This is a genomic window from Azorhizobium sp. AG788 (assembly GCF_943371865.1).
In the GTDB taxonomy this organism is placed as follows: Bacteria; Pseudomonadota; Alphaproteobacteria; order Rhizobiales; family Xanthobacteraceae; genus Azorhizobium.
Genome location: NZ_CALRWL010000058.1, coordinates 1 through 22557, shown reverse-complemented (window position 1 = coordinate 22557; position 22557 = coordinate 1). Strand labels below are relative to the sequence as shown.

Annotated in this window: 20 protein-coding genes; 15 read left to right on the top strand and 5 right to left on the bottom strand. The window is 66.8% G+C overall.

Translation table 11 applies throughout. The features are described 5' to 3' along the window. Positions 1–122 precede the first annotated feature (122 nt). The 7 genes from AAG816_RS23940 (at position 123) to maiA (ending at position 6672) form a co-directional block, all read left to right on the top strand. Positions 123–1379: an ABC transporter substrate-binding protein gene (locus AAG816_RS23940; RefSeq protein WP_341992213.1), complete on the top strand. Its 1257-nt coding sequence runs from the start codon at positions 123–125 to the stop codon at positions 1377–1379. 99 nt (positions 1380–1478) lie between these two features. Next, complete coding sequence (locus AAG816_RS23935; protein WP_341992212.1) at positions 1479–2339, top strand: branched-chain amino acid ABC transporter permease; 861 nt, start codon at positions 1479–1481, stop codon at positions 2337–2339. Further along, positions 2336–3367: a branched-chain amino acid ABC transporter permease gene (locus AAG816_RS23930; protein ID WP_341992211.1), complete on the top strand. Its 1032-nt coding sequence runs from the start codon at positions 2336–2338 to the stop codon at positions 3365–3367. Before AAG816_RS23935 ends, AAG816_RS23930 begins: the two co-directional genes overlap by 4 nt. Next, positions 3364–4107, top strand: coding sequence for an ABC transporter ATP-binding protein (locus AAG816_RS23925; RefSeq protein ID WP_341992210.1), 744 nt, complete (start codon positions 3364–3366; stop codon positions 4105–4107). Before AAG816_RS23930 ends, AAG816_RS23925 begins: the two co-directional genes overlap by 4 nt. Next, complete coding sequence (locus AAG816_RS23920; protein ID WP_341992209.1) at positions 4097–4828, top strand: ABC transporter ATP-binding protein; 732 nt, start codon at positions 4097–4099, stop codon at positions 4826–4828. Before AAG816_RS23925 ends, AAG816_RS23920 begins: the two co-directional genes overlap by 11 nt. Before the next feature lie 30 nt (positions 4829–4858). Further along, positions 4859–5923: an amidohydrolase family protein gene (locus AAG816_RS23915; protein ID WP_341992208.1), complete on the top strand. Its 1065-nt coding sequence runs from the start codon at positions 4859–4861 to the stop codon at positions 5921–5923. 101 nt (positions 5924–6024) lie between these two features. Then, positions 6025–6672, top strand: a complete 648-nt coding sequence (gene maiA / locus AAG816_RS23910; RefSeq protein ID WP_341992207.1) for a maleylacetoacetate isomerase — start codon at positions 6025–6027, stop codon at positions 6670–6672. Between the two features lie 226 nt (positions 6673–6898). Here maiA and AAG816_RS23905 read toward each other — a convergent pair whose 3' ends face one another. After that, positions 6899–7180: a pentapeptide repeat-containing protein gene (locus tag AAG816_RS23905; protein WP_341992206.1), complete on the bottom strand. Its 282-nt coding sequence runs from the start codon at positions 7178–7180 to the stop codon at positions 6899–6901. On the opposite strand from AAG816_RS23905, the gene AAG816_RS23900 reads away from it, so the two are divergent. After that, positions 7062–8789 (top strand): TetR family transcriptional regulator, encoded by a 1728-nt coding sequence (locus AAG816_RS23900; protein WP_341992205.1) that lies wholly within the window; start codon positions 7062–7064, stop codon positions 8787–8789. The genes AAG816_RS23905 and AAG816_RS23900 overlap by 119 nt on opposite strands. 95 nt (positions 8790–8884) lie before the next feature. Next, positions 8885–9628 (top strand): glutathione S-transferase family protein, encoded by a 744-nt coding sequence (locus tag AAG816_RS23895; RefSeq protein ID WP_341992204.1) that lies wholly within the window; start codon positions 8885–8887, stop codon positions 9626–9628. Positions 9629–9644: 16 nt separating this feature from the next. On the opposite strand, the gene AAG816_RS23890 is transcribed toward AAG816_RS23895, so the two are convergent. The 3 genes from AAG816_RS23890 to AAG816_RS23880 all read right to left on the bottom strand — a co-directional run bounded on the left by AAG816_RS23890 (position 9645) and on the right by AAG816_RS23880 (position 13799). Next, positions 9645–9950: a hypothetical protein gene (locus AAG816_RS23890; protein WP_341992203.1), complete on the bottom strand. Its 306-nt coding sequence runs from the start codon at positions 9948–9950 to the stop codon at positions 9645–9647. Then, positions 9947–11578, bottom strand: coding sequence for a GMC family oxidoreductase N-terminal domain-containing protein (locus AAG816_RS23885; RefSeq protein ID WP_341992202.1), 1632 nt, complete (start codon positions 11576–11578; stop codon positions 9947–9949). Before AAG816_RS23885 ends, AAG816_RS23890 begins: the two co-directional genes overlap by 4 nt. Positions 11579–11726: 148 nt before the next feature. Next, positions 11727–13799: a DUF4114 domain-containing protein gene (locus tag AAG816_RS23880; protein ID WP_341992201.1), complete on the bottom strand. Its 2073-nt coding sequence runs from the start codon at positions 13797–13799 to the stop codon at positions 11727–11729. A 481-nt stretch (positions 13800–14280) separates the two neighbouring features. On the opposite strand from AAG816_RS23880, the gene AAG816_RS23875 reads away from it, so the two are divergent. After that, complete coding sequence (locus AAG816_RS23875) at positions 14281–15621, top strand: Nramp family divalent metal transporter (RefSeq protein ID WP_341992200.1); 1341 nt, start codon at positions 14281–14283, stop codon at positions 15619–15621. An 18-nt stretch (positions 15622–15639) separates the two neighbouring features. On the opposite strand, the gene AAG816_RS23870 is transcribed toward AAG816_RS23875, so the two are convergent. Then, positions 15640–16314, bottom strand: coding sequence for a GntR family transcriptional regulator (locus AAG816_RS23870; RefSeq protein ID WP_341992199.1), 675 nt, complete (start codon positions 16312–16314; stop codon positions 15640–15642). 207 nt (positions 16315–16521) lie between these two features. On the opposite strand from AAG816_RS23870, the gene AAG816_RS23865 reads away from it, so the two are divergent. From AAG816_RS23865 to AAG816_RS23845, 5 genes are all read left to right on the top strand, one after another. Further along, complete coding sequence (locus AAG816_RS23865; RefSeq protein ID WP_341992227.1) at positions 16522–17892, top strand: malonyl-CoA decarboxylase; 1371 nt, start codon at positions 16522–16524, stop codon at positions 17890–17892. Further along, positions 17889–19427 (top strand): malonyl-CoA synthase, encoded by a 1539-nt coding sequence (locus AAG816_RS23860; protein ID WP_341992198.1) that lies wholly within the window; start codon positions 17889–17891, stop codon positions 19425–19427. The genes AAG816_RS23865 and AAG816_RS23860 overlap by 4 nt, the downstream gene beginning before the upstream one ends. Before the next feature lie 133 nt (positions 19428–19560). Continuing rightward, on the top strand, positions 19561–20580 hold the full coding sequence (gene dctP / locus AAG816_RS23855) for a TRAP transporter substrate-binding protein DctP (RefSeq protein WP_341992226.1): 1020 nt from the start codon (positions 19561–19563) through the stop codon (positions 20578–20580). Continuing rightward, positions 20577–21155, top strand: coding sequence for a TRAP transporter small permease (locus tag AAG816_RS23850; RefSeq protein WP_341992197.1), 579 nt, complete (start codon positions 20577–20579; stop codon positions 21153–21155). Before dctP ends, AAG816_RS23850 begins: the two co-directional genes overlap by 4 nt. Beyond that, positions 21152–22504, top strand: a complete 1353-nt coding sequence (locus AAG816_RS23845) for a TRAP transporter large permease subunit (protein ID WP_341992196.1) — start codon at positions 21152–21154, stop codon at positions 22502–22504. Before AAG816_RS23850 ends, AAG816_RS23845 begins: the two co-directional genes overlap by 4 nt. Positions 22505–22557 lie beyond the last annotated feature (53 nt).

The window sequence follows — 22557 nt, the reverse complement described above, 5'->3', positions numbered from 1 at the left end:
CCCCGGCCCCTGCCCGCGCCCGAGGCAAAAACGGCCCGCACGCGCAAGATGCCGGAGCAATCGTCCAGAGCAGACAGAGGCGGACCAATCCGCCCGTTGGGGAAACGCCAGGGAGACAGACCATGACTTTTGATCGCAGAAGCGTTCTGAAAGGGATCGGCGCCGGGGTCGGCGTGGCGGCCATCGGCATGCCCGCGGTGCTGCGGGCCCAGACCAAGCCGTTCCGCATCGGCTTCATGACCGTGAAGACCGGCCCGCTGGCCTCCGGCGGCATCCAGCTGGAGCAGGGCCTCAATATCTATATGAAGGAGCGCAACAACATCCTCGCGGGCATTCCGGTGGAGGTGTTCACGGTGGATACCGGCGGCGCGCCGGCGGTGGCCTTGACCAAGATGCAGGAACTGGTGGAACGCAACCAGATCTCCTGCCTGATCGGCCCGCTCTCCACCCAGGAGGCGCTCGCCCTCGACGACGTGATCCGCCAGACCAAGACCCCGACCGTGAGCGTGGCCGCCGCCGACGACATGACCCAGCGCCGCGCCAATCCCTGGTTCGTGCGCGTGACCGCCACCTCCTCGCAATGCAGCCATGTGATGGGCGACTATGCGGCCAAGGACCTGAAATATAAGCGCGCGGTGACCATCGCCGACGACATCGCCTATGGCCACGAGCAGAACGCCGGCTTCCAGCAGGTGTTCGAGGCCGACGGCGGCAAGGTGGTGCAGAAGCTGTGGCCGCCCTTGGCCGTGCCCGACTACGGCACCTATATCGCCCAGCTGAAGACCAATGTGGACTGCGTGTTCGCCGCCTTCGCCGGCTCCAACGGCTTCCGCTTCTTCCGCCAGTTCAATGAGTATGGGCTCAAGGGCAAGGTGCCGCTGCTGGGCGGCATGACCGCCTTCGACGAGGCTTTGCTGCAGCAGATGGGCGATGACGCCATCGGCCTGCTCTCGGTGAACTACTATTCCGCCGAATTGGATAATCCGGCCAACAAGAAATTCGTCGAGGCCATGCGCCGCGACTACAAGGTGGACCCCGGCTATTACGGCGCCGCCACTTATACCGCCGCCGCCGTGCTGGAAGCCGCATTGAAGACCGTCGGCCCCAAGGGCATGGACGACAAGGAGGCGCTGATGAAGGCGCTGCGCACCAACAAGGTGGAGGACACCTGCCGCGGGCCGGTGAGCTTCGATACCTACGGCAATGTGGTCGGCAACGTCTACATCCGCAAGGTGGAGAAGAAGGGCGGGCGGCTGGTGAATTCCGTGATCAAGACCTACGAGAATGTCTCGCAATTCTGGAATTACGGCCCCGAGGCGTTCCTGAAGAACCCGGTCTATTCCCGCGACTATCCGCCGGCCAAGAATCTGGAGCCGTGACCGACGCGTGAGCGGGCGGCGTGCGCTTGCGCCCGCCGCCCCTCCGGCACCGCCCCCATCCGCATTTGGCCTTGGCCCGTCCTTGGAACGGAGCGCGCAATGCAATTCTGGCTGATCCAGACCTTGAACAGTGTCGCCTTCGGCGGCCTGCTGTTCCTGCTGTCGTCGGGCTTCTCGCTGATCTTCGGATTAATGCGCATGCCCAATCTCGCCCATGGCGCCTTCTTCATGCTGGGGGCCTATTTCGGCGCCAGCTTCCTGGCGTGGGGGATCAATTTCTGGCTGGCGGCGCTGCTCTCGGGCCTGGCGGTGGGCGCGCTGGGCCTGATCATGGAGCGCGGCCTGCTGCGGCGGCTGGCCGGAAACGGCCAGGGCCAGGTGCTGGTGACGCTGGGCATCTCCTTCATCATCGCCGATGTGTGCCTGATGGTGTGGACCGGCGACCCGGTGCCGGTGCCGGCGCCGCAGGGGCTGCGGGCGCCCACCTTCTTCATCGGCTATGCCTTTCCCACCTATCGGCTGGTGGTGCTTGGGGTCGCCATCCTTGCCGCCATCGCGCTGCACGTATTGATGGAGCGCACCCGCCTGGGCGCCATGATCCGCGCCGGGGTGGACGACATGGAAATGGCCCGCGGCGTCGGCATTCCGGTGTCGCGGCTGTTCATGCTGGTGTTCCTGCTGGGGGCGGCGCTGGCCGGTCTCGGCGGCACTATCGGCGGCCCGATCATGTCCGCCTATCCGGGCCTGGACGCGGACATGCTGCCGCTGGCGCTGGTGGTGGTGATCCTCGGCGGGGTGGGCAGTCTGGCGGGGGCGTTCGTCGGCTCGTTCATCGTCGGCTTCATCTATAATTTCGGCACCGCGCTGTTCCCCGATTTTGCCTATGTGATCCTGTTCCTGCCCATGGTTCTGGTGCTGGTGCTGATGCCGCAGGGTCTGTTCGCGGGGGCCGCCCGATGAACCGCCCCCTCCTCGCCTGCCTGATCGCCCTGGTATTGCTGGTGGTGCTGCCGCACCTCGGCATGGGTGACTACTATATCAACCTGTTCAGCCAGATTCTGATCTTCGCTTTATTCGCCGCCAGCGTGAACCTGATCGTCGGCTATGGCGGCATGATCTCGCTCGGCCATGCGGCCTATCTCGGCATCGCCGCCTATAGCTGCACCTGGTTGGTGACCCACGGCTACGGCCAGCTCACCGCCGCGCTGGGGGCATTAATGCTCACCACCCTGGTGGCGGCGGTCTTCGGCATGCTGGCGCTGCGGGCCACCGGGCTGAGCTTCCTGATGATCACCCTGGCCTTGGGCCAGATCGTCTGGGGGCTGGCCTATCGCTGGGTGGCCCTGACCAATGGCGACAACGGAATGGCGCTGCCCGCGCGCCCGGCCCCCTTCGGCATCTCGCTGAACGGAGCCACCAGCTTCTATTATTTCGCTTTGCTGGTGTTCGCCTGCGCCATCTTCTGCATCTGGCGGATGGTGCATTCGCCCTTCGGCGCCGCGCTGAAGGGCGCCCGCGACCAGCCCCGGCGCATGAGCATGCTGGGCCATGACGTGTGGATGATCCGCTGGCTGGCTTTCATCCTGTCCGGCTTCTGGGCCGGGGTGGCCGGGCTGCTGTTCATCTACTACCAGAAGTTCGTCAGCCCCTACGCGCTCTCGCTCCAGCAATCCGCCGAAGTGCTGCTGATGACCATTCTGGGCGGCGCGGGCACGCTCTCCGGCCCGGTGGTGGGGGCGGTGATCGTCACCTTGGTGAAGAATGTGGCCAGCTCCTATGTGGAGCGCTGGAACGCTCTGCTGGGCCTCATCTTCGTGGTGGCGGTGATGTTCATGCCCCACGGCATAGTGCCCGGCCTGGTGCAGTGGCGCCGCGCCGCGACCCGGCGCAAGGCCAAGGCGGTGGGGCTGGTCCCACCAACCGCTGAGCCGCCGCGTGCCGATACCCCACGCCCCGCCCCCGACGCCAAGCTGGAGCGCTCCGCATGACCGGCCCCGCTCTGGAGATCACCGGCCTCAACAAGCGCTTCGGCGGCCTTCCGGTGACGCGGGACGTCACCATCACCGTGGCGCCCGGTGAACGGCGGCTCATCATCGGGCCGAACGGCGCCGGCAAGACCACCTTGTTCAACCAGATCACCGGCGACCTGCGCCCGGACAGCGGCTCCATCCGCCTGTTCGGGGAGGAATTGGTGAAGGTGAAGACCAGCACGCGGGTGGCCAAGGGCCTGTCGCGCACCTACCAGATCCTCACCTTGTTCCCGCAGGATACCCTGCGGCACAATGTGGTGCTCTCCCTGCTGGGGCTGCGCGGCGTGCGCTGGAACCCCTGGATCTCGCTCAGCGGTCGGCGCGATTTGTTCGCCTTGGCGGAAGAGGCGCTGGCCTCGGTCGGCCTGGGCGACGGCGGCACGCGCCTCGTGGGCGAGACCTCCTATGGCGAGCGCCGCCGGCTGGAACTGGCCATGGCGCTGGCCCAGCGCCCCAAGGTGCTGCTGCTGGACGAGCCTTTGGCCGGCCTGTCCCAGAATGAGCGCAACGGGGTGAGCGAACTGCTCACCACCATTCCCCGCGACGTGGCCATCGTGATGATCGAGCACGACATGGACGTGGCGCTGGCCTTTGCCGAGCAGATCACCGTGCTGCACTTCGGGCAGGTGATCGTCCAGGGCACCCGTGCCGACGTGGTGGCCGATCCGCGCACCCGGGAGATCTATCTTGGCGAGTGAGATCCTCGAACTCAGCGACGTGGACGCCTATTATGGCGACAGCCATGTGCTGCACGGCATCGCCCTCTCGCTGCGCGAGGGCCGGCTGCTGGGACTCTTGGGGCGCAACGGCGCCGGCAAGACCACCTGCATGAGCACCATCATGGGCTTCCTCACCCCCCGGCGCGGCACCATCCTGCTGGACGGCGCGCGGGTGTCCGGCGCCACGCCGGAGGCCATCGCCGCCAAGGGCATCAGCCTGGTGCCCCAGGGGCGGCGGGTGTTCCGCAGCCTGTCGGTGAAGGAAAATCTCCAGGTCGCGGCGCAGCGGGCCAGCCGCATCGCCGCCGCCCGCAACACCCCGGCCTGGTCGCTGGAGCGGGTGTTCGAGATCTTCCCCCGCCTCAAGGAGCGCCAGGCCCAGGGCGCCGGCCTGCTCTCCGGCGGCGAGCAGCAGATGCTGGCCATCGGCCGCGCGCTGATGGGCAATCCCCGCGTGCTGCTCATGGACGAGCCCTCGGAGGGGCTGGCGCCGCAGATCGTCGCCGATGTCGCCCGCATCATCGCCATGCTGAAGGGCGAGGGCCTGTCCATCATCCTGGTGGAGCAGAACATCAAGATGACCCTGAACCTCGCCGACGAGGTCATCATCATCAATACCGGCGCCGTCGCCTTCGCCGGCACCGCCGCCCAGGTGGCCGCCGACCAGGAACTGGTCGCCCATCATCTCGGCGTGTTCTGAAATCCACCCTCCCCGTCAAGGAAAGTCGCGATGACACAGGTCTGGAACAGCTACGGCCCCACCGCCGCCCGCGCCCATGGCAAGCCCGGCCGGGAGATCCGGCCCAAAAGCCTGACGCTCGACATCCACTCCCATGTGGCGGTGCCGGCGGCGGCGAAGATCGTGGAGGGCCATATCGACTGGTCGCAGATTCCGCTGGCCCATTTCGCCAATGCGGACACCAAGGCGCTGAACCAGCAGCAGGACGCGGACCGCACCAGCCGCATCACCCAATATGATGAGCGCCTGCGCGACATGGACGAGGCCGGCCTCGACATGCAGCTGGTGATGCCGCCGCCGCCGCAATGCTATTACACCGTGCCGGTGGAGATCGGCATCAAGGCCATCGAGGTGGTCAACGACGGCCTCGCCGAATATGTGGCCCGCCGGCCCGATCGCTTCCGCGCCTTCGGCACCGTGCCCATGCAGGATGGGCACGCGGCGGCGGCGGAACTGGAGCGGATCACCAAGACCCACGGCTTCAAGGGGGTGCAGATCCTCACCACCATCGCCGGCAAGGAACTCTCCGACCCCGCCTTCGCGCCGTTCTGGGCCAAGGCGGAGGAACTGGGCACTGTGGTGGTGCTGCATCCCAACGGCTTCACCCACGCCGAGCGAATGACGCGGTTCTATTTCAACAATGTCATCGGCAATCCGCTCGAAACCACCATGGCGCTGCATTATCTGATCTTCGACGGCGTACTGGAGCGGCACCCGAACCTGAAGATCCTCTCGGTCCATGGCGGCGGGTTCGTGGCCGCCTATTCCGGGCGCATGGACCACGCCTGGGGGGCGCGCTCGGACACGAGAGGCACCTTGCCCCACGCCCCCACCACCTATCTCAAGCGGCTCTATTTCGACACCGTGGTGTTCACCCCCGAGCAACTGGAGGCGCTGGTGCGGCTGGTGGGGCCGGACCATGTGTTGATGGGCACCGATTATCCCTATGATATGGCCGACAGCGACCCCATCGGCCATGTGGTCGGCTCGGCGCTCGATGCCGATGCCATCGCCGCCATCTGCGGCGGCAATGCCCGGCGGCTGCTGGGGCTCTAGAGCACGCGCCGATCAGCTTGCATCGCAAGCTGATCGGATAACGCGTTCTCTATCAATAGATGAGCCGCAACCTTGGCGCGGACGGATACGGGAGAGGGATCATGGGCATGCGGCTCTATGGCTTCTGGCGCTCCATCGCCACGTTCCGCGTCCGCGTCGCCCTGAACCTGAAGGGGCTCGCCTTCGAGGAGGTGTCGGTCAACATCCTCGACGGCACCCAGTTTGCCGCCGGCTATGATGCGGTGAACCCGGCCCATGCGGTGCCAACCCTGGTGCACGATGGCCATCGCCTCACCCAGTCCCTGGCGATCCTGGACTATCTCGACGACATTCAGCCCGAGCCCGCGTTGCTGCCGCGCGCGCCGGCGGAGCGGGCCTATGTGCGGGCGCTGGCCCTGCTCACGGTGGCCGACACCCACCCCTTGATGGTGCCACGGGTGCGCGACTATCTGCGCGCCGAGCTGGGCGCGGACGGTGAGGCGGTCAATGCCTGGGTCCGCCATTGGATCAGCACCACACTGAGCACCTACGAGCGCCTGCTCAGTGCCCGGCCCCCGGCCCCGTTCGTGGTCGGGGAAACACCGGGGCTGGCGGACATCTGCATCGCCGGGCATATGTTGAGCGCGCGCATGTTCGCGGTGGATCTGGCCCTCGCCCCCAGGGTCGCGACCCTGGCGGACCGGTGTCTCACGCTGCCCGCCTTCGCCGATGCCCACCCCTTGCGCCAGACCGGCGCTCCGGACGCCTGAGCCACCACTCAAGGCCGCGCGGTGCGCCGGGAACGGCGGATCGCCCGGCGGTGGGCGCGGGACAGGCCCGCCATCAACGCATATCACTCCACCGAACAACAGTTGCTTCATCGCCCGCAAACCGAGCATGGTGGGAGATATTCCGCGTCATCGGCCGGGCGCGAGCGCCAGTCTCGGCCCTATCCGAAAGTATGATTTTATTAATCTATAGCTCAAGATGTATTGACTATGTTGTCAATAGATCCACTTGGAGGTAATTGTAGCTCCGGGCGCCCGTGGAGGCGCCTGAACGACAGGCAAGGACCCTTCCCGTGGCCATCCGTAAATCTCCCGCCCCGCGCGCTTCCGTCAAGGCCCGGACCGCGAAAACTCCAGCGGCCGAGGCTTCGGTGAAGGTTCCGGCAGCAGCTCCGGTGACGGCGCCCGTGGCCAAGGTCGCCTCGGCCAAGTCCGCGCCGGCCAAGTCTGCGCCCGCCAAGTCCGCACCCGCCAAGTCTGCACCGGCCACGGCGGCCCCCCCCAAGACCCAGAGCCCGAAGGCGCCAGCGAAGCCCGTCATCGCCAAGCCCATCGTTGCCAAGCCCATCGTTGCCAAGCGGCCTGCAGCCAAAACAGTGGTTGCCAAAGCCGCGATTGCCAAAGCCGCGATTGCCAAAGCCCCGGCGGCGAAAGCTCCCGCATCCAAGGCCCTCCCCGCGAAGGCCCTCGCCGTAAAGGCCCCTGTCGCGAAGGCCCCGGTCGCGGTGACCGCCGCACCTGAGGTGGCGCCCCCGAAGCCGCTGCGCGGCAAGGCGCCCAAGGTCGCCGCCGCCACCAGCGCGCCGACTCCCACGCCCGCCGCCGCTCCCACCGCCAAGGCAGCGGCAAAGCCGGCCGCCAAGCGGGCGAAGACCGCGCCGGTTGCCGCCCCCGCACTGCAGGCCCCCACGCCCCCGGCGCAGCCCGCCGCTGCCAAGGCCACACCCGCCAAGACCGCAGCGCCGCGCGCCGCCCGCACGGCCGCCCCGGCTGCCCCGGCTGCCCGTCGCCCGCTGGTCGCCCGCCCCGCCCCCAAGGTCATGGCCCCCGCCGCCGCGAAGGCGCGGCTGCCCAAGGTCGCAGCGCCCAAGGCCGTCGTGGCCCAGGCCAATGAGCCGCGCCGCAGCCGGCTGGCCCCGCAGCTGCGCGAGCAGATGATCCTGGAAGCCGCGGTGGACTTCTTCGCCGAGCACGGCTTCGAAGCGCAGACCCGGGATCTGGCCGCCCGCCTCGGCATCTCGCAGGGCCTGATTTTCCGCTACTTCAAGACCAAGCAGGTGCTCATTGAGCAGGTCTATCAGAAGGTGTTCGTGCAGCGCTGGTCCAAGGAATGGGAAGCCGGCCTGAAGGATCGCGACGTGCCGCTGCAGGTGCGGCTGGAGCGCTTCTACCTGTCCTATTTCCAGGCGGTGGACGAGAGCCACTGGATCCGGGTGTCGCTCTATGCCGGCCTCTCCGGCAGCGACATCATCACCACTTATATCGAAACCCATGTGAACCGGCTGCTGAAGGTCATCCAGCGCGAATTGCGGGTGCATCGCGGCCTGTCGGACCGGGTGACCACGGACCCGCTGGAGTTCGAGCTGGTCTGGCACCTGCACTCCACCTTCATTTACTTCCTGGTGCGCAAGCACATCCACCATCAGCCGGTGATGGAGGACAAGGCGACCTTGGTGGCCCGCATCGTCTCCACCGTGCTGAACGGCCTGCCCACCGAGGCGGACGCGACGGCTCCGGTGGCGGCGATCCCGGCGGCGGAGGCGCCCGTCGCGGCGATCGCGGCCCCCGTGCCCGCCAAGGGCAAGGCCAAGGCCGCGCCCAAGGCTGAGATCAAGGCTCCGGTACCCGCCGTGACTGTCGCCCCCAAGGGTGTCGCCAAGGCCGCTGTGGCCAAGGCACCCGCTGCCAAGGCTCCTGCGACCAAGGCACCCGCCGCCAAGGCCACCCGCCCGGCCGCAGCCGTGACGGCTTCGGCCAAGCCGGCAGCCAAGGCCGCGCCCGCGGCAGCCCCGACCAAGGGGAAGACGGCTGCGGCACCCGCCGCCTCTGCCAAGCCCGCCGCCAAGCCGGCGGCGCCGGCGCGGGGCAAGCGCCGCTGAGCGCGGACGCAGCAGCGGCCGCAGGCCGGATGCACGCGCGGCGCAGTTGAACTGCGCCGCGAACCAGGGTTCCATGGGGGCAAATCGGAGCCCCCATGACCACTCCTCACCTCTCCTCTTCTCACCTGCCCCGTCCCGTCCTGACCCTGTACGAACTGGCCGGCGCCGACGCGGCGCTGCGCTTCAGCCCCCATTGCTGGAAGAGCCGCATGGCGCTCGCCCACAAGGGGTTGGAGGTGGAGCGCCTGCCCTGGCGCTTCACCGACAAGGCCGAGATCGCCTTTTCCGGCCAGGGGATGGTGCCGGTGCTGCGCGATGGCGACGACAGCATCGCGGATTCCTGGCGCATCGCGCTCTATCTGGAACAGCGCTATCCGGATCGCCCGTCCTTGTTCGGCGGCGACCAAGGTCAGGCGCTCACGCGTTTCATCAATGCCTGGGCCGATACCGCAATGGCGCCCCTGCTGGCGCCGGTGCTGGTGCTGGAGATCCTCTCGCGCCTGGATGCCAAGGACCGCGACTATTTCCGCACCACCCGGGAAGCCCGCTACGGCCGGCGGCTGGAAGAGGTCTGCGCCGATCGCGAGGCCCGCGTCGCCGACTTCCGCAAGGCCCTGACGCCGCTGCGCACCCTGCTGAAGGAGCAGCCCTTCCTCGCCGGGGCGACCCCGGCCTATGCGGATTATTGCGTGTTCGGCATGTTCATGTGGGCGCGCTGCATCAGCGACGTGCAGCTGCTGGAGGCGGACGATACCGTCTATGCTTGGCGCGAGCGGCTGCTGGATGCGTTCGACGGCCTCGCCCGCGGCGCACCCGCCGTGGGCGCCATCGCCGCCTGACGACGACCCCGCCGGCTCACGGCGGGGTCATCAACTCCTGCGCCTCGGCGGTACCGCCGGCCTTGCCGTAGAGGCAGGCAAAGGTCGCCTTGGCATTCTTCATGTGCGGCTGCGGCCAGCGGCCCGACACCAGCACCAGAACGCGGTCGGAAAAGTCCGTGGGCTTGCCGATGGCGCGGGTGTCCTTGAGGCCGCTGGCCTTGAAACAGGCCGTCTGCGCCTTGGCGAACAGCTCGGCCCAGGCGTCGGGGCTGGAGGCCGCTGCGGGCGCTGCCGTCAGCATCAGGCCGGCGGCGAGCAGCGCGGGGATGGTGCATCTCATGCGCGGGCGTCCTCCAAGATCATGCGCGCCCCCTTCTCGCCGATCATGATGGTCGGCGAATTGGTATTGCCCGAGGTGATGGTGGGCATGATGGAGGCATCCACCACCCGCAGGCCGGCGATGCCGAACACCCGCAGCCGCGCATCCACCACCGCCATGGGGTCGCTCTCCAAGCCCATCTTGGCCGTGCCCACGGGGTGGAAGATGGTGGTCCCCACATCTCCCGCCGCCTTTCCCAAGGCCACGTCGTCATCGCTGGAAATGCTGGCGCCGGGCAGAAGTTCCTCCGGCGCATAGGGCCGCAGCGCCGGCTGGGCGACGATGCGGCGGGCGACGCGGATGGAATCCGCCGCCACCTGCCGGTCTTCCGCCGTGGTGAGATAATGCGGCGCGATCTCCGGCGCCGCGCGCGGATCGGCGCTCTTCAGCCGGATGCTGCCGCGGGAGGTGGGGCGCAGGTTGCACACGCTCATGGTGAAGGCCGGGAAGCGATGCAGCGGATCGCCGAACTTGTCCAGCGACAGCGGCTGCACGTGGAATTCCAGATTGGCCCGCTCCTGGCCGGGATCGGACTTTGTAAAGATGCCCATCTGCGAGGGCGCCATGGTGAGGGGGCCGCGCCGCAGGAAGGCGAACTCCAGCCCCATGCCCATGCGCCCCAGCAGCGAATGATAGCGCTGGTTCAGGGTGCCGATGCCCGCCACCTTGTAGATCAGCCGCAACTGCAGATGGTCCTGGAGGTTGGAGCCGACGCCCGGCTTGTCCAGCACCAGATCGATGCCGCGGGCCGCCAGATGTTCCGCCGGCCCGATGCCGGACAGCATGAGCAACTGCGGCGAGCCCAAGGCGCCGGCGGCGAGGATCACCTCGCGCCGGGCATGCAGGGTGCGGCGGCCGCCGGGGCCGGAGAGGGTGACGCCGGTGGCCCGGCGATCCTTGGTCTCCACCTTCTCCACATGGCCGGCGGTGATGAGGTCGAGATTGCGCCGGTTCAGTACCGGCTTGAGGAAGCCGCGTGCCGCGCTCCAGCGCAGGCCGCGCTTCTGGTTCACATGGAAATAGGAGGCGCCTTCATTGTCGCCGGTATTGAAATCATCGATGGAAGCGATGCCCTCCTGCCCCGCCGCCTGGCGCACCACATCCAGCAGCGGCCAGGTGATGCGGGGGAATTCCACATGCCATTCCCCGCCCTTGCCATGATGGGCATTGGGGCCGAGGAAATGGTCCTCATGGCCCTTGAACAGCGGCGCCACGTCGTCCCAGCCCCAGCCCGGCAGGCCGAGCTGGCGCCAGTGGTCATAATCCGCCGCCTGCCCGCGCATGTTGATCATGGCGTTGATGGCCGACGAGCCGCCGATGGTCTTGCCCCTGGGATAGGACAGCGCGCGCCCGTTCAATCCGGCTTCCGGCTCGGTCTTGAAGCACCAGTCGGCGCGGGGATTGCCGATGGCGAACAGATAGCCCACCGGGATGTGAAACCAGATCCAGTTGTCCTTGCCGCCGGCCTCGACGATGGCCACCCGCACATTGGGGTCGGCAGAGAGCCGATTGGCCAGGACACAGCCGGCGGATCCCGCGCCGACGATCACATAATCATAGGTATCCGATCCCTGGGCTGCCTCAGGCATGCCACGTCCCTTCCCAAGCCGCCGGCTTGCTGCCGGCCTTGGGCGTGACAGTGACCGGGCATCGCCAGCGCGGCAAGTCCTACCATGGGAGGCCTCCTGCCGCAGGCCGGGGGCGACCCGCGCCCCCGTCGCACCGGATGCCGCGGTCCTAGATGATCAGGTAGCCGGAGGTGTCGTGGACCGCGAACACCACGTCCTGGAAGTCATTGTCGCCGGAACTGCGCGCCAGATCCTCAAAGCCGATCAGCAGCGAACTCCCATCCGCTGAAACACCGCTCAGCACGTGATCCAGGCCATCGGCATTATAGGCGGAATCGGCGTGATAGATGGTGGCATCCGACAATGCGCCGCGGCTCTGGCTGAACAGGGTGGGGATCGTCCCGTCGCTCTGAAGGAACGACAGGTCGTTGGCCAACCCGCCGAAGCGGCCGAAGCCGTCCTGGATCAGGAAGAAGCCCACGTGGCTGCCATCGGCCGGCGTGCCCAGGTCGACGGTTGCCCCCTGGCTCACCGCCAGCGTGTCGGAAAACAGGATCCGGACGTTGGAAATGGTCCCGTCCACCGAGATGTTATAGGCGCCGACCGTGTTGTGGTAGGCGGACCCCGCCGACTGGAACTGCACCGAGAAGCCCACCTCGCCGTCGCCGGTGAGGAAGTCCGTATTGTCGATGCCGTTGATGCTGTCGGACTGGACCTGCACGGATTCGGACAGGCTCGGCAAGAAGGTCTCGAAACTGAAGGATGTGTGGCCCGCGTCCTTGGCCCCACGGGCCACCGACATGAATGTGCCGGTGGCGAATTCGCCATGGATCTGGAAGCTGGTGCCGCCGGAGCTGAGGGTGGCAAACCCGGCGCCCTTGGCAATCGAGAAGCCGGTATGGGCAATCTCGGAGCCCACGACCTCGATCTTGGTGGTCAGCGAGAAGCCTTGGACCACATCGCCATTGAGGTCGGCGAGCGTGTCGAACAGCACATCGCGGCCGCTGCCGAACACGATGGTATCGGCACCCGCCCCGCCGCTGACGCGATCATTGCCCGCGCCGCTGAAGATATAGTCCGTTCCGCCATTGGCGCGGATGATGTTGTCGAAATCATTGCCGGTGATGGTGTCGTTGCCATTCCCGGTGATGAGGTTGCTGATGGCCGAGCGCGCGTCACCATTATAGAGCAGGGAATTATAGACGTTGCCCCGCGCCTGATATTCCGGCGTGCCTTCGGCCGCCGCGGAGTTCAGGTCCGCGATCTGCGCCCGGGAAAAGGTCAGCCACTGGCCGGGCCGCATGTCGTCGACCTGATTTTCGTTGAACGCGCTCAGGTCATAGGTGGTCAGCGCGCCCTGGGTCCAGACGGTGCTGAAGATCTTGCCGGTATCGGTGACCCCCATAAGGGGCGCGGCCACGCCATTGATGCTTTGCTGGCCGGTGGTCGGGTCCCAGGTATAGACCGCGGTGGTGCCGACCTTGGAGAAGTTCGCGCCGTAATAGGCCTGCAGCGCGGCAATATCGTACATCATGAAGCTGATGGGCGAGGAGCCGACCCAAGTTGTTGTGGCGCCTGCGGTATCGGCGCCGAGATAGGCGGCATAGGTCATGGCCGAGAATTCGTAATCGTTGAAGCCGGCCGCCAGGGCTCCGTTGTAGTCGGGATCGTGGCCATGCTTCAGGCCGAAGGCGTGGCCCATCTCATGGGCAATGGTCAGGAACTCGTCGGTGCCGAAGAAATTGCCCGCCGTGTTGCCGTTTTGACCGAGCCAGGTGTCCGCCGCATTGCCGCTGTCCGAGGGCGCATAGGTCCCTTGATTGGCGGGGAAATCCGATTCCGAGCCGCCGGCGGTATAATTGGCGAAACGGAAAGTGGCATCGGTCGCCGAAGCCGAGGCGGCCTCGGAAAAAGTCACCCCGGTGTAGGCGGTGATGAGGCCGAAGACGGTGAGGACCGCCTGTTTCTGCGAGGCGCTCAGTTCCGTCGCCGTTGAGGCCAAGGCAGGGCCGACATATCCACCCGGGACGTCGGTATAGTCGCTGGGGCCGGTGGCGAACGCATAGGTGAAGTGGCCCGCCGCCTGCGTGCCTCCCAGGCTCGTGGTCCAGCGATAGTCCATCATCACCGAACGCACGTTCGGGTCCAGCTGGCTGGAGTCATACCATCCGCCGTAGAGCCCGCCCTTGGGGTCGGAGACGTTCGGCTGGCTTGAGGGTTGGCCGGTGTCCGAGTCGCTCATCTTTAGCCTCGCTTCGATCCCCACCACGACGCCGCCCCCTCTGGCCTGCTGCCCGCGCCCGCACGAAAGGCGGATCGGCAGGCTGCTCAGGCCAGCATGGGACGTGGCAACGTCATCTCACCGGCGGCACGGCGAAGCCGAGTCTGACCTCGGCGCGCTCGCCACCCGCGCGGGTCCAGCTTACGCGGCGGCGATGCGCATTTCATTGTTCCCACGTCCCAGAGATAGCCGATGCATCCCAAAATGCGGGCCGAGCCAGCGCGGCGCAGCTCGCATGGGGCGTGGCAGTGGCGCAACGGCCACCGCAGGTCTGTGGCGGTCGGGAGGGAATGACATTGCGGGAGATGTCGGCATGCCCCGGACATCGGCAACGCCCTGCGGAACGACCGCCGTGCGTTTTTGCAAATAATTCGCAATTGCATTGACAGGGAAGCGTGGCTTCCGCATCTTAATGAGAAGAATTTCAGTCTAGGACCGAACCATGCTGGACCACGTGACCAAAAACGCCGACGGCTGGCGCAATCCGCGCGGCGAACCGGCGCTGTCGGATGTGCATGGCTCAGTTCCGGTGTCCCACCGCAGCAAGATCGGCCGGATGTTCGCCTTCATCGGCCCCGGCTATCTGGTGGCCACGGGCTATATGGACCCCGGCAATTGGGCGACGTCCTTGGCCGGTGGCTCGCGCTTCGGCTATGCGCTCTTGTTCGTGGCGCTATTGTCCAATGTCATCGCCATCCTGTTGCAGGCGCTGTGCTCGCGCCTCGGAGTGGCCAGCGGCCGCGATCTCGCCCAGGCCTGCCGTGACAGCTTCCCGCGCCCGGTGTCCTTCGTGCTGTGGATCCTGGCGGAATTCGCCATCTGCGCCACGGATCTGGCGGAAGTGATCGGCACCGCCATCGGGCTCAATCTCCTGTTCGGCATTCCGCTGGAACTGGGCGTCATCATCACCGCGTTGGATGTGTTCCTGATCCTCGGGCTGCAGAAGCTGGGCTTCCGCTTCGTGGAGGCGCTGGTCATCGCTTTGCTGGCGGTGATCGCCGCCTGTTTCTTCGTGCAGATCGGCTTGGCGGACCCGGACTGGGGCGCGGTGATCCGGGGCTTTGCGCCCACCACGGAGATCGTCACCAATCCCGACATGCTCTATCTGGCCCTGGGCATCCTCGGGGCGACGGTGATGCCGCATAATCTCTATCTGCACTCGGCCATCGTGCAGACCCGCAAGCATGACACCAGCGAGCGCGGCATCCGCGAGGCGATCCGCTTCGCCACCTGGGATTCCACCTTCGCTCTGATGTTCGCTCTGACCATCAATGCCTCGATCCTGATCCTCGCCGCCGCCGCCTTCCACGGCAACGGCTCGGGCGAGGTGGCGGACCTGGGCAAGGCGCACGAATTGCTGAACCCGCTGCTGGGCAGTTCGCTGGCGCCCACCTTGTTCGCGGTGGCGCTGATCTGCTGCGGGCTGAACTCCACGGTCACCGCCACCATTGCCGGCCAGGCGGTGATGGAGGGCTTCATCCACATCAAGCTGCAACCCTGGCTGCGGCGGCTGATCACCCGCTGCATCGCCATCGTGCCCGCCGCCATCGTCACCATCGCCTATGGCGAACAGGGGGCCGGCACGCTGCTGATCCTCAGCCAGGTGGTGCTGTCGCTGCAATTGCCCTTCGCCATCGTGCCGCTGGTGATGTTCACCGCCGACAAGCGCAAGATGGGCGCGTTCGTGGCCCCGCGCTGGCAGACCATCGGCGCCAGCGCCGCCAGCATCCTGATCATCACCTTGAACATCAAGCTGGTGGTGGACTTCTTCACCGGCGCCTGAGGCGACCGCGACCGGCGATCAACCGGCGCGGGCCAGGGCCTCGGCTTCGTCCTGAAGCGCGGTGAGCAAGGTGAGGAAGCGCTCTCCCTGCACCAGCACATGGGCGCGCAGCCGCTCGGCGGCGAGATCCCCCTGCCCCGTCACCAGGGCGTCCAAAATGCCCTGGTGCTCGGCAAACGAGGCGTCCATCCGCCGGGGCACCCGCAACTGCAGCCGGCGATAGGGCTGGAGCAGGCGCTGGTGCCGCAGCGCCTCCGCCGCCAGGGTGCGGTTGGCGGTGGCGGCATAGATGGCGGCGTGGAAGCGGGCATTTTCGATATAATAGGTCTCGATGTCGCCGCAGGACACTGCATGGGCGCAGTCCGCATGGGCCACTTCCAGCGCGGTGCGGTCCTCCGGCGTCATGCGCCGCGCCGCCAGCCGGCCGCAGGCCGCTTCCAGCTCCGACATCAATTCGAACGACTCGATCAATTGGCGCGGCCCCAGCAGGGCCACATAGGCCCCGCGCCGGGGCCGGATCTCCACCATGCCGGAGGCGGCCAGTTGGATCAGCGCCTCGCGGATCGGCGTGCGCGACACGCCGAAGCGCTCGGCGAGCCCCACCTCGTCGAGCCGCTGGCCGGGCTTCAGCCGGCCGGCCAGGATGTCGTCTTCCAGGGCTTCCCGCAGCCGCGGGGTCGCATCGCCGCGCATGGCGCCTCTCAAATGCAACGCTTGCGATCTTGCATACATGATTATTGACAGCTGATGCAAGTCACCTTCTTATAAGCTCAGAAGGGTTGAGACCCCTGCCGCATGCTGTGTGCGCCAGGGATCGAAAGGCGGATACGTCGCCGTGCCTTGCCAGGGCCGGAATGACGCTGTCCCATGTCTCATTCCTCAACCGACGAGACCGGCGCCATGAGTTCCAACAGCTCGTTCTTCGGCGATCTCCTGACCACCATCGCCGACCGTGGCCGCGCATTGCTCGACCGCTCCGGCCGCACCACCGGCGCCACCCGCGCCGCCACCCTCGTGGATCGCTGCGAGGAATTGCTCACCGGCCGCGGTGAAGCCTCCGGCGTCGCCTTGGCGGCCGAGATCCTCTCCCGCTACGGCCAGATGAAGACCGGCGACCGCATCGCCTTCTTCGAGGCGCTGCTGGAGACCTTCGGCCCCGATGCGGATCGCCTGTCCAAGGCCATCGCCGCTTACACCGCCAATCCCACCGAGGCCGCCGTCTCCGAACTGCACGGCGCCAGCGAGCCGCGCCGGCAGGAATTGTTCCGCCGCCTGAACATGGCGCCGGGCGCCACCGCCGATCTGGTGCACATGCGTGAGCACCTGATGGACGCGCTCAGCCGCCGCCGCGACCTGGGACCGGTGGATCGCGATTTTGGCCATCTGTTCTCATCCTGGTTCAACCGCGGCTTCCTGGTGCTGCGGCGGATCGACTGGGCCACCCCGGCCAATGTGCTGGAGAAGATCATCCGCTACGAAGCGGTGCATGCCATCCGCGACTGGAACGATCTGCGCGCCCGCGTGGACAGCCCCGACCGGCATTGCTACGCCTTCTTCCATCCGGCCCTGGTGGACGAGCCGCTGATCTTCGTGGAAGTGGCCCTCACCCGCGAGACGCCCGGTGCCATTGCCCCGATCCTCGACCAGTCCCGCGATCCCATCGCGCCGGGCACCGCCACCACCGCGGTGTTCTATTCCATCTCCAATTGCCAGCGCGGACTGGCGGGGGTGAGCTTCGGCCATTTCCTCATCAAGCAGGTGGTGGAGGAAATCTCCCGCGAGATCCCCTCGCTCACCACCTTTGTCACCCTCTCCCCGGTGCCCGGCTTCCGCAAATGGCTGGAGGGCGAGCGCCGCTCGGAATCCTCCATCGCGGTCACCGCGGCGGATCGCCAGTTGCTGGAACTGCTCGACACCCCGGAATGGGTGGAGCAGGAGGCGGTGCGGGCGGAACTCACGCCGCTGATGAACGCGCTCGCCGCCCATTATTTCCTGATGGCCAAGACCGCCAAGGGCCGCCCGGTGGATCCGGTGGCGCGCTTTCATCTGGGCAACGGCGCCCGGCTGGAGCGCCTCAACCCCATGGGTGACCTGTCCGAGAAGGGCATCGATCAGGCGCTCGGCCTGATGGTCAATTATCGCTACGTGCTCAGCGACATCGAGAAGAACCACGAAGCCTTCGCCGGCAAGGGCGAGGTGGTGGCCTCCTCGGCCGTGAAGAAACTCCTGCGCGGCGAAGCCGCCGCGCGCTCTCTGGTGCCCATCCCATGACCACGTCCACTCCCACCGAAAACCACTTCTTCGCCGCCATACGCGCAGCCATGCCGGATCTGGCCAAGCCGCTGGCCATCCATCCCGATGGCGCGCACGAGAGCTATGGCGATGCCCTCGCCCTCTCGGCGCGGCTGGCCAACCTCCTGGTGGCGCGCGGCGTGAAGCCCGGTGACCGGGTGGCGGTGCAGGTGGAGAAGTCCTGGACCGCATTCGTGCTCTATCTGGCGGCGCTGCGGGCCGGCGCGGTCTATCTGCCGCTCAACACCGCTTACACCTTGTCGGAGCTGAGCTATTTCCTCTCCGACGCCGAGCCGACCGTGGTGGTGGTGCGCCCGGAAACCGCCGAGGCGGTGAAGACGCTCGCCGCCAGCCTCAACGTGCCCCATGTGGAGACCTTAGGCACCGACGGCGCCGGCTCCCTGACCCAGGCCGCCGCCGGCCTGCCCGAGACCTTCACCGACGTGCCGCGCGGCCCGGACGATCTGGCCGGCATCCTCTACACCTCCGGCACCACCGGTCGCGCCAAGGGCGCCATGCTCACCCACGCCAATCTGTTGTCGAACGCGGAAACGCTGCGGGATTACTGGCGCTTCACCTCCGACGACGTGCTGATCCACGCTTTGCCGATCTTCCACACCCACGGATTGTTCGTGGCCGGCGACATCGTGCTGATGGCCGGCGCCACCATGATCTTCTGCCCGAAGTTCGATGCCGCCGAAGTGCTGCGCCTGCTGCCCAAGGCCACCACCCTCATGGGCGTGCCCACCTTCTACACCCGCCTGCTGGACCAGGCTGGCCTCACGCGCGAGGCGACCGCGCACATGCGCCTGTTCGTCTCCGGCTCGGCCCCCTTGCTGGCAGAGACCCATCGCGCCTTCCAGGCGCGCACCGGCCAAGCGATCCTGGAACGCTACGGCATGACCGAAACCGGCATGAACACCTCCAACCCCTATGACGGCGCCCGCATCGCCGGCACCGTGGGCTTCCCACTGCCGGGCATCTCCGTGCGCATCACCAATCCCGAGGATGGCACGGTCCTGGGGGCCGATGAGATCGGCTCCATCGAGGTGAAGGGCCCCAACGTGTTCAAGGGCTATTGGAAACTGCCGGAGAAGACCGCCTCCGAATTCCACGATGGCTATTTCATCACCGGCGACCTCGGCAAGATCGATCCGGCGGGCTATGTGCACATCGTCGGCCGCGGCAAGGACCTGGTGATCACCGGCGGCTTCAACGTCTATCCCAAGGAAGTGGAAGGCGAGATCGACGCGCTCCCCGGCGTGGTGGAGAGCGCGGTGATCGGCGTGCCGCACAAGGATTTCGGCGAGGGCGTGACGGCGGTGATCGTGCGCACACCGGGCGCCGGCCTCACCGAGGCGCAGGTGCATGCGGCGCTGGAAGAGAAGCTCGCCAAGTTCAAATTGCCCAAGAAGGTCTTCTTCGTGGACGAACTGCCGCGCAATACCATGGGCAAGGTGCAGAAGAACGTGCTGCGCGACACCTACAAGGACATCTACACCCCCGCCGCCTGACGCCGACCCGGCGCGACCTTCCGGTCGCGCCGCAAAGACATCCGGTCCAAGACCCCGATCAATCGGGGCGACCGGGAGGAAACGCCAATGAAGGCCGCGCCGCCCGCGCCGGCCGCAAGGAGGATACGCCATGATTCTGTCCCGTCGCCATATGCTTGCCGGCGCGCTTGCCGCCCCCGCCGTGCTCAGCTTCTCCCGGCTCGGCCACGCCGCCACCACGCTGAAGATCTCGCACCAGTTTCCCGGCTCCACCGGCGATGACGGCGACTTCCGCGACCGCCTGGTGCGCCGCTTCGCCGCCGAAGTGGAGAAGCGCTCCAATGGCGATCTGAAGTTCGAGATCTATCCCGGCTCGTCGCTGATGAAGACCAACGCCCAGTTCTCGGCGTTGCGCAAGGGCGCGCTGGATTTCTCGCTCTACCCCATCTCCTATGCGGGCGGCGAAGCCCCCGAGTGCAACATCGGCCTGATGCCCTGCCTGGTGTCGTCCTATGCCCAGGGCCTGGCGTGGAAGACCAAGCCGGTGGGCGAGGAATTCACCGCCTATCTGGAGACCAAGGGCGTCAAGATGATCACCTGGGTCTGGCAGGCGGGCGGCGCGGCCAGCCGCGAACGGCCGCTGGTGACGCCGGAGGATGCCAAGGGCATGAAGATCCGCGGCGGCTCGCGCGAGATGGATCTGATGCTCCAGGCGGCGGGCGCGGCGGTGCTGAACCTGCCGTCCAACGAACTCTATGTGGCCATGCAGACCGGCGCCTGCGATGCGGGCATCACCTCGTCCACCAGCCTGATTTCGTTCCGCCTGGAAGAACTTTCCAAGCAACTGGCGGCCGGCAAGGGCACGTCCTACTGGTTCATGCTTGAGCCGCTGATCATGTCGAAGGCCATCTTCGACAAATTGCCCAAGGCGCAGCAGGACCTCATCACCACCGTGGGCGCGGAGATGGAGCCGTTCGGCCTCAAGGGCGCGCAGGAAGACGATCTCAAGGTGATCGAGGTGTTCTCCAAGGCCGGCGCCAAGATCAGCGATCTCACGCCGGCGGTGATCGAGAAGTGGCGGGTTCTGGCGCGCGAGACCGCGTGGAAGGACTATGCCGCCAAGACCCCCCTCTCCGCCAAGCTGCTGAAGCTGGCCGAAGAGGTCCAGGCATGAGCGCTCACGGCTTCGAAATCGGGGGAGCGACCGTCTCCCCCGAGGCACGGGCGCTGGCCGCCGCCCAGGCGGCCCATCCCGTGCTGGGGGTGCTGCAAGGCGCCCTCACCCTGCTGAACCGGCTGATCGTGCTCCTCGCGTCCATCGCCTTGGTGCTGGCCAGCCTGATCCTGTCCTATTCGGTGCTCACGCGCCTGGCGTTCCATTCCCCCACCTATTGGCAGGATGAGGCCTCGGTGTTCCTGCTGGTGGGCGCCACCTTCATGACCACCGCTTATGTGCAGGGCCGGCGCGGCCATGTGGCCATCGAGGCGCTCTCCGCTCTGCTGCCGCCGAAGGTGAATGGCGTGCGCCTGCTGCTGGTGGATGTGGCCAGTTGTGCCTTCTGCGCCTTCTTCACCTGGAAATCCTACGTGCTGCTGCATGAGGCCTGGGAGGATGGCCACGTCTCCTCCTCCACCTGGGGTCCGCCATTGTGGATTCCCTATTCGGTCATGATGCTCGGCATGGCCCTTTTGACCGTGCAGATCGCCCTTCAGGTGGCCTGCGCTTTGGCCGGAGGACGCCGCCCATGAGCACCCTGGTTATCGGCCTGATGTATGGCGGCGCCACGCTCGCCACCATGTTCAGCGGCATGCCCATCGCCTTCGCCCTCGGCGCCGTGGCGGTGCTGTTCATGTTCGGCTTCATGCCGTCCGCCTCGCTCGATACGGTGACGCAGAACGTCTATGAGGAGATGTCCTCCATCACCTTGCTGTCGATCCCGCTGTTCATCCTGAAGGGTGCGGCCATCGGCAAGTCGCGGGCGGGACAGGATCTCTATTCGGCGCTGCATGCCTGGATGCATCGCATTCCCGGTGGCCTCGGCATCGCCAATGTGTTCGCCTGCGCCTTGTTCGCCGCCATGGCGGGGTCCTCGCCCGCCACCTGCTCGGCCATCGGCTCGGCGGGCATTCCGGAGATGCGCAAGCGCGGCTATTCCGGTGCCTTCGCCGCCGGCATCATCGCCGCCGGCGGCACGCTGGGCATCCTGCTGCCGCCGTCCATCACCATGATCCTCTATGCGGTGGCCGCCGAGCAGTCGCTGGGCCGGCTGTTCCTCGCCGGCCTCGGACCGGGGCTGCTGCTGGTGATCCTGTTCGCCGGCTACGCCATGGTGCGCTTCCGCCAGGAGTATGCGGCGGCCAAGATCGCCTATGAGCGTACCGGGGTGGAGTCCGAGTTGCTGCGGGTGGAGACCATGACCATGCGGGATCGCTTCGCGGTGCTGCCGCGGGTGCTCCCCTTCGTGGTCCTGCTCACCGGCGTGATGATCGCGCTCTATGGTGGCTATGCCACGCCCTCCGAAACCGCCGGGCTCGGCGGCATCCTGGCGCTGGTGCTGATCGCGGTGATCTACGGGGTATGGACCCCCAAGGATCTCGCGCCCATCCTCACCTCCACCTTGCGCGAATCCACCATGCTGATGCTGATCATCGGCATGTCGCTGCTCTATTCCTATGTGATGAGCTATCTGCACATCAGCCAGGCGGCGGCGGAAGCCATCGTGGCGCTGCATCTGTCGAAATGGCTGCTGCTGGCCACCATCTTGATGCTGGTGATGGTGCTCGGCTTCTTCCTGCCGCCGGTGTCCATCATCCTGATGACCGCGCCCATCATCCTGCCGCCGTTGCGGGCGGCGGGGTTCGACCTGATCTGGTTCGGCGTGGTGATGACCATCGTCATGGAGATGGGGCTGATCCATCCGCCCGTCGGGCTCAACATCTTCGTCATCAAGAACATCGCCCCCGACATTCCGCTGAAGGACGTGATCTGGGGCACGGTGCCGTTCGTGCTGCTGATGCTGGTGGCGGTGATCCTGCTGTGCATCTTCCCGCAGATCTCCACCGGCTTCCCGGACCTGGTGATGGGCAAGGGGCGGTGAGCCCTGGTGCCGCGCCCCCCGGCGCGGCAGGAGCGAAAAGAATGAAGGGCGGG

What these genes read in the sequence shown, in the direction of transcription:
- AAG816_RS23940 (WP_341992213.1), top strand. Translation starts at nt 123, where the DNA reads ATGACTTTTGATCGCAGAAGCGTTCTGAAAGGGATCGGCGCCGGGGTC.
- AAG816_RS23935 (WP_341992212.1), top strand. Translation starts at nt 1,479, where the DNA reads ATGCAATTCTGGCTGATCCAGACCTTGAACAGTGTCGCCTTCGGCGGC.
- AAG816_RS23930 (WP_341992211.1), top strand. Translation starts at nt 2,336, where the DNA reads ATGAACCGCCCCCTCCTCGCCTGCCTGATCGCCCTGGTATTGCTGGTG.
- AAG816_RS23925 (WP_341992210.1), top strand. Translation starts at nt 3,364, where the DNA reads ATGACCGGCCCCGCTCTGGAGATCACCGGCCTCAACAAGCGCTTCGGC.
- AAG816_RS23915 (WP_341992208.1), top strand. Translation starts at nt 4,859, where the DNA reads ATGACACAGGTCTGGAACAGCTACGGCCCCACCGCCGCCCGCGCCCAT.
- maiA (WP_341992207.1), top strand. Translation starts at nt 6,025, where the DNA reads ATGGGCATGCGGCTCTATGGCTTCTGGCGCTCCATCGCCACGTTCCGC.
- AAG816_RS23895 (WP_341992204.1), top strand. Translation starts at nt 8,885, where the DNA reads ATGACCACTCCTCACCTCTCCTCTTCTCACCTGCCCCGTCCCGTCCTG.
- AAG816_RS23890 (WP_341992203.1), bottom strand. Translation starts at nt 9,950, where the DNA reads ATGAGATGCACCATCCCCGCGCTGCTCGCCGCCGGCCTGATGCTGACG.
- AAG816_RS23885 (WP_341992202.1), bottom strand. Translation starts at nt 11,578, where the DNA reads ATGCCTGAGGCAGCCCAGGGATCGGATACCTATGATTATGTGATCGTC.
- AAG816_RS23880 (WP_341992201.1), bottom strand. Translation starts at nt 13,799, where the DNA reads ATGAGCGACTCGGACACCGGCCAACCCTCAAGCCAGCCGAACGTCTCC.
- AAG816_RS23875 (WP_341992200.1), top strand. Translation starts at nt 14,281, where the DNA reads ATGCTGGACCACGTGACCAAAAACGCCGACGGCTGGCGCAATCCGCGC.
- AAG816_RS23870 (WP_341992199.1), bottom strand. Translation starts at nt 16,314, where the DNA reads ATGCGCGGCGATGCGACCCCGCGGCTGCGGGAAGCCCTGGAAGACGAC.
- AAG816_RS23865 (WP_341992227.1), top strand. Translation starts at nt 16,522, where the DNA reads ATGAGTTCCAACAGCTCGTTCTTCGGCGATCTCCTGACCACCATCGCC.
- AAG816_RS23860 (WP_341992198.1), top strand. Translation starts at nt 17,889, where the DNA reads ATGACCACGTCCACTCCCACCGAAAACCACTTCTTCGCCGCCATACGC.
- AAG816_RS23850 (WP_341992197.1), top strand. Translation starts at nt 20,577, where the DNA reads ATGAGCGCTCACGGCTTCGAAATCGGGGGAGCGACCGTCTCCCCCGAG.
- AAG816_RS23845 (WP_341992196.1), top strand. Translation starts at nt 21,152, where the DNA reads ATGAGCACCCTGGTTATCGGCCTGATGTATGGCGGCGCCACGCTCGCC.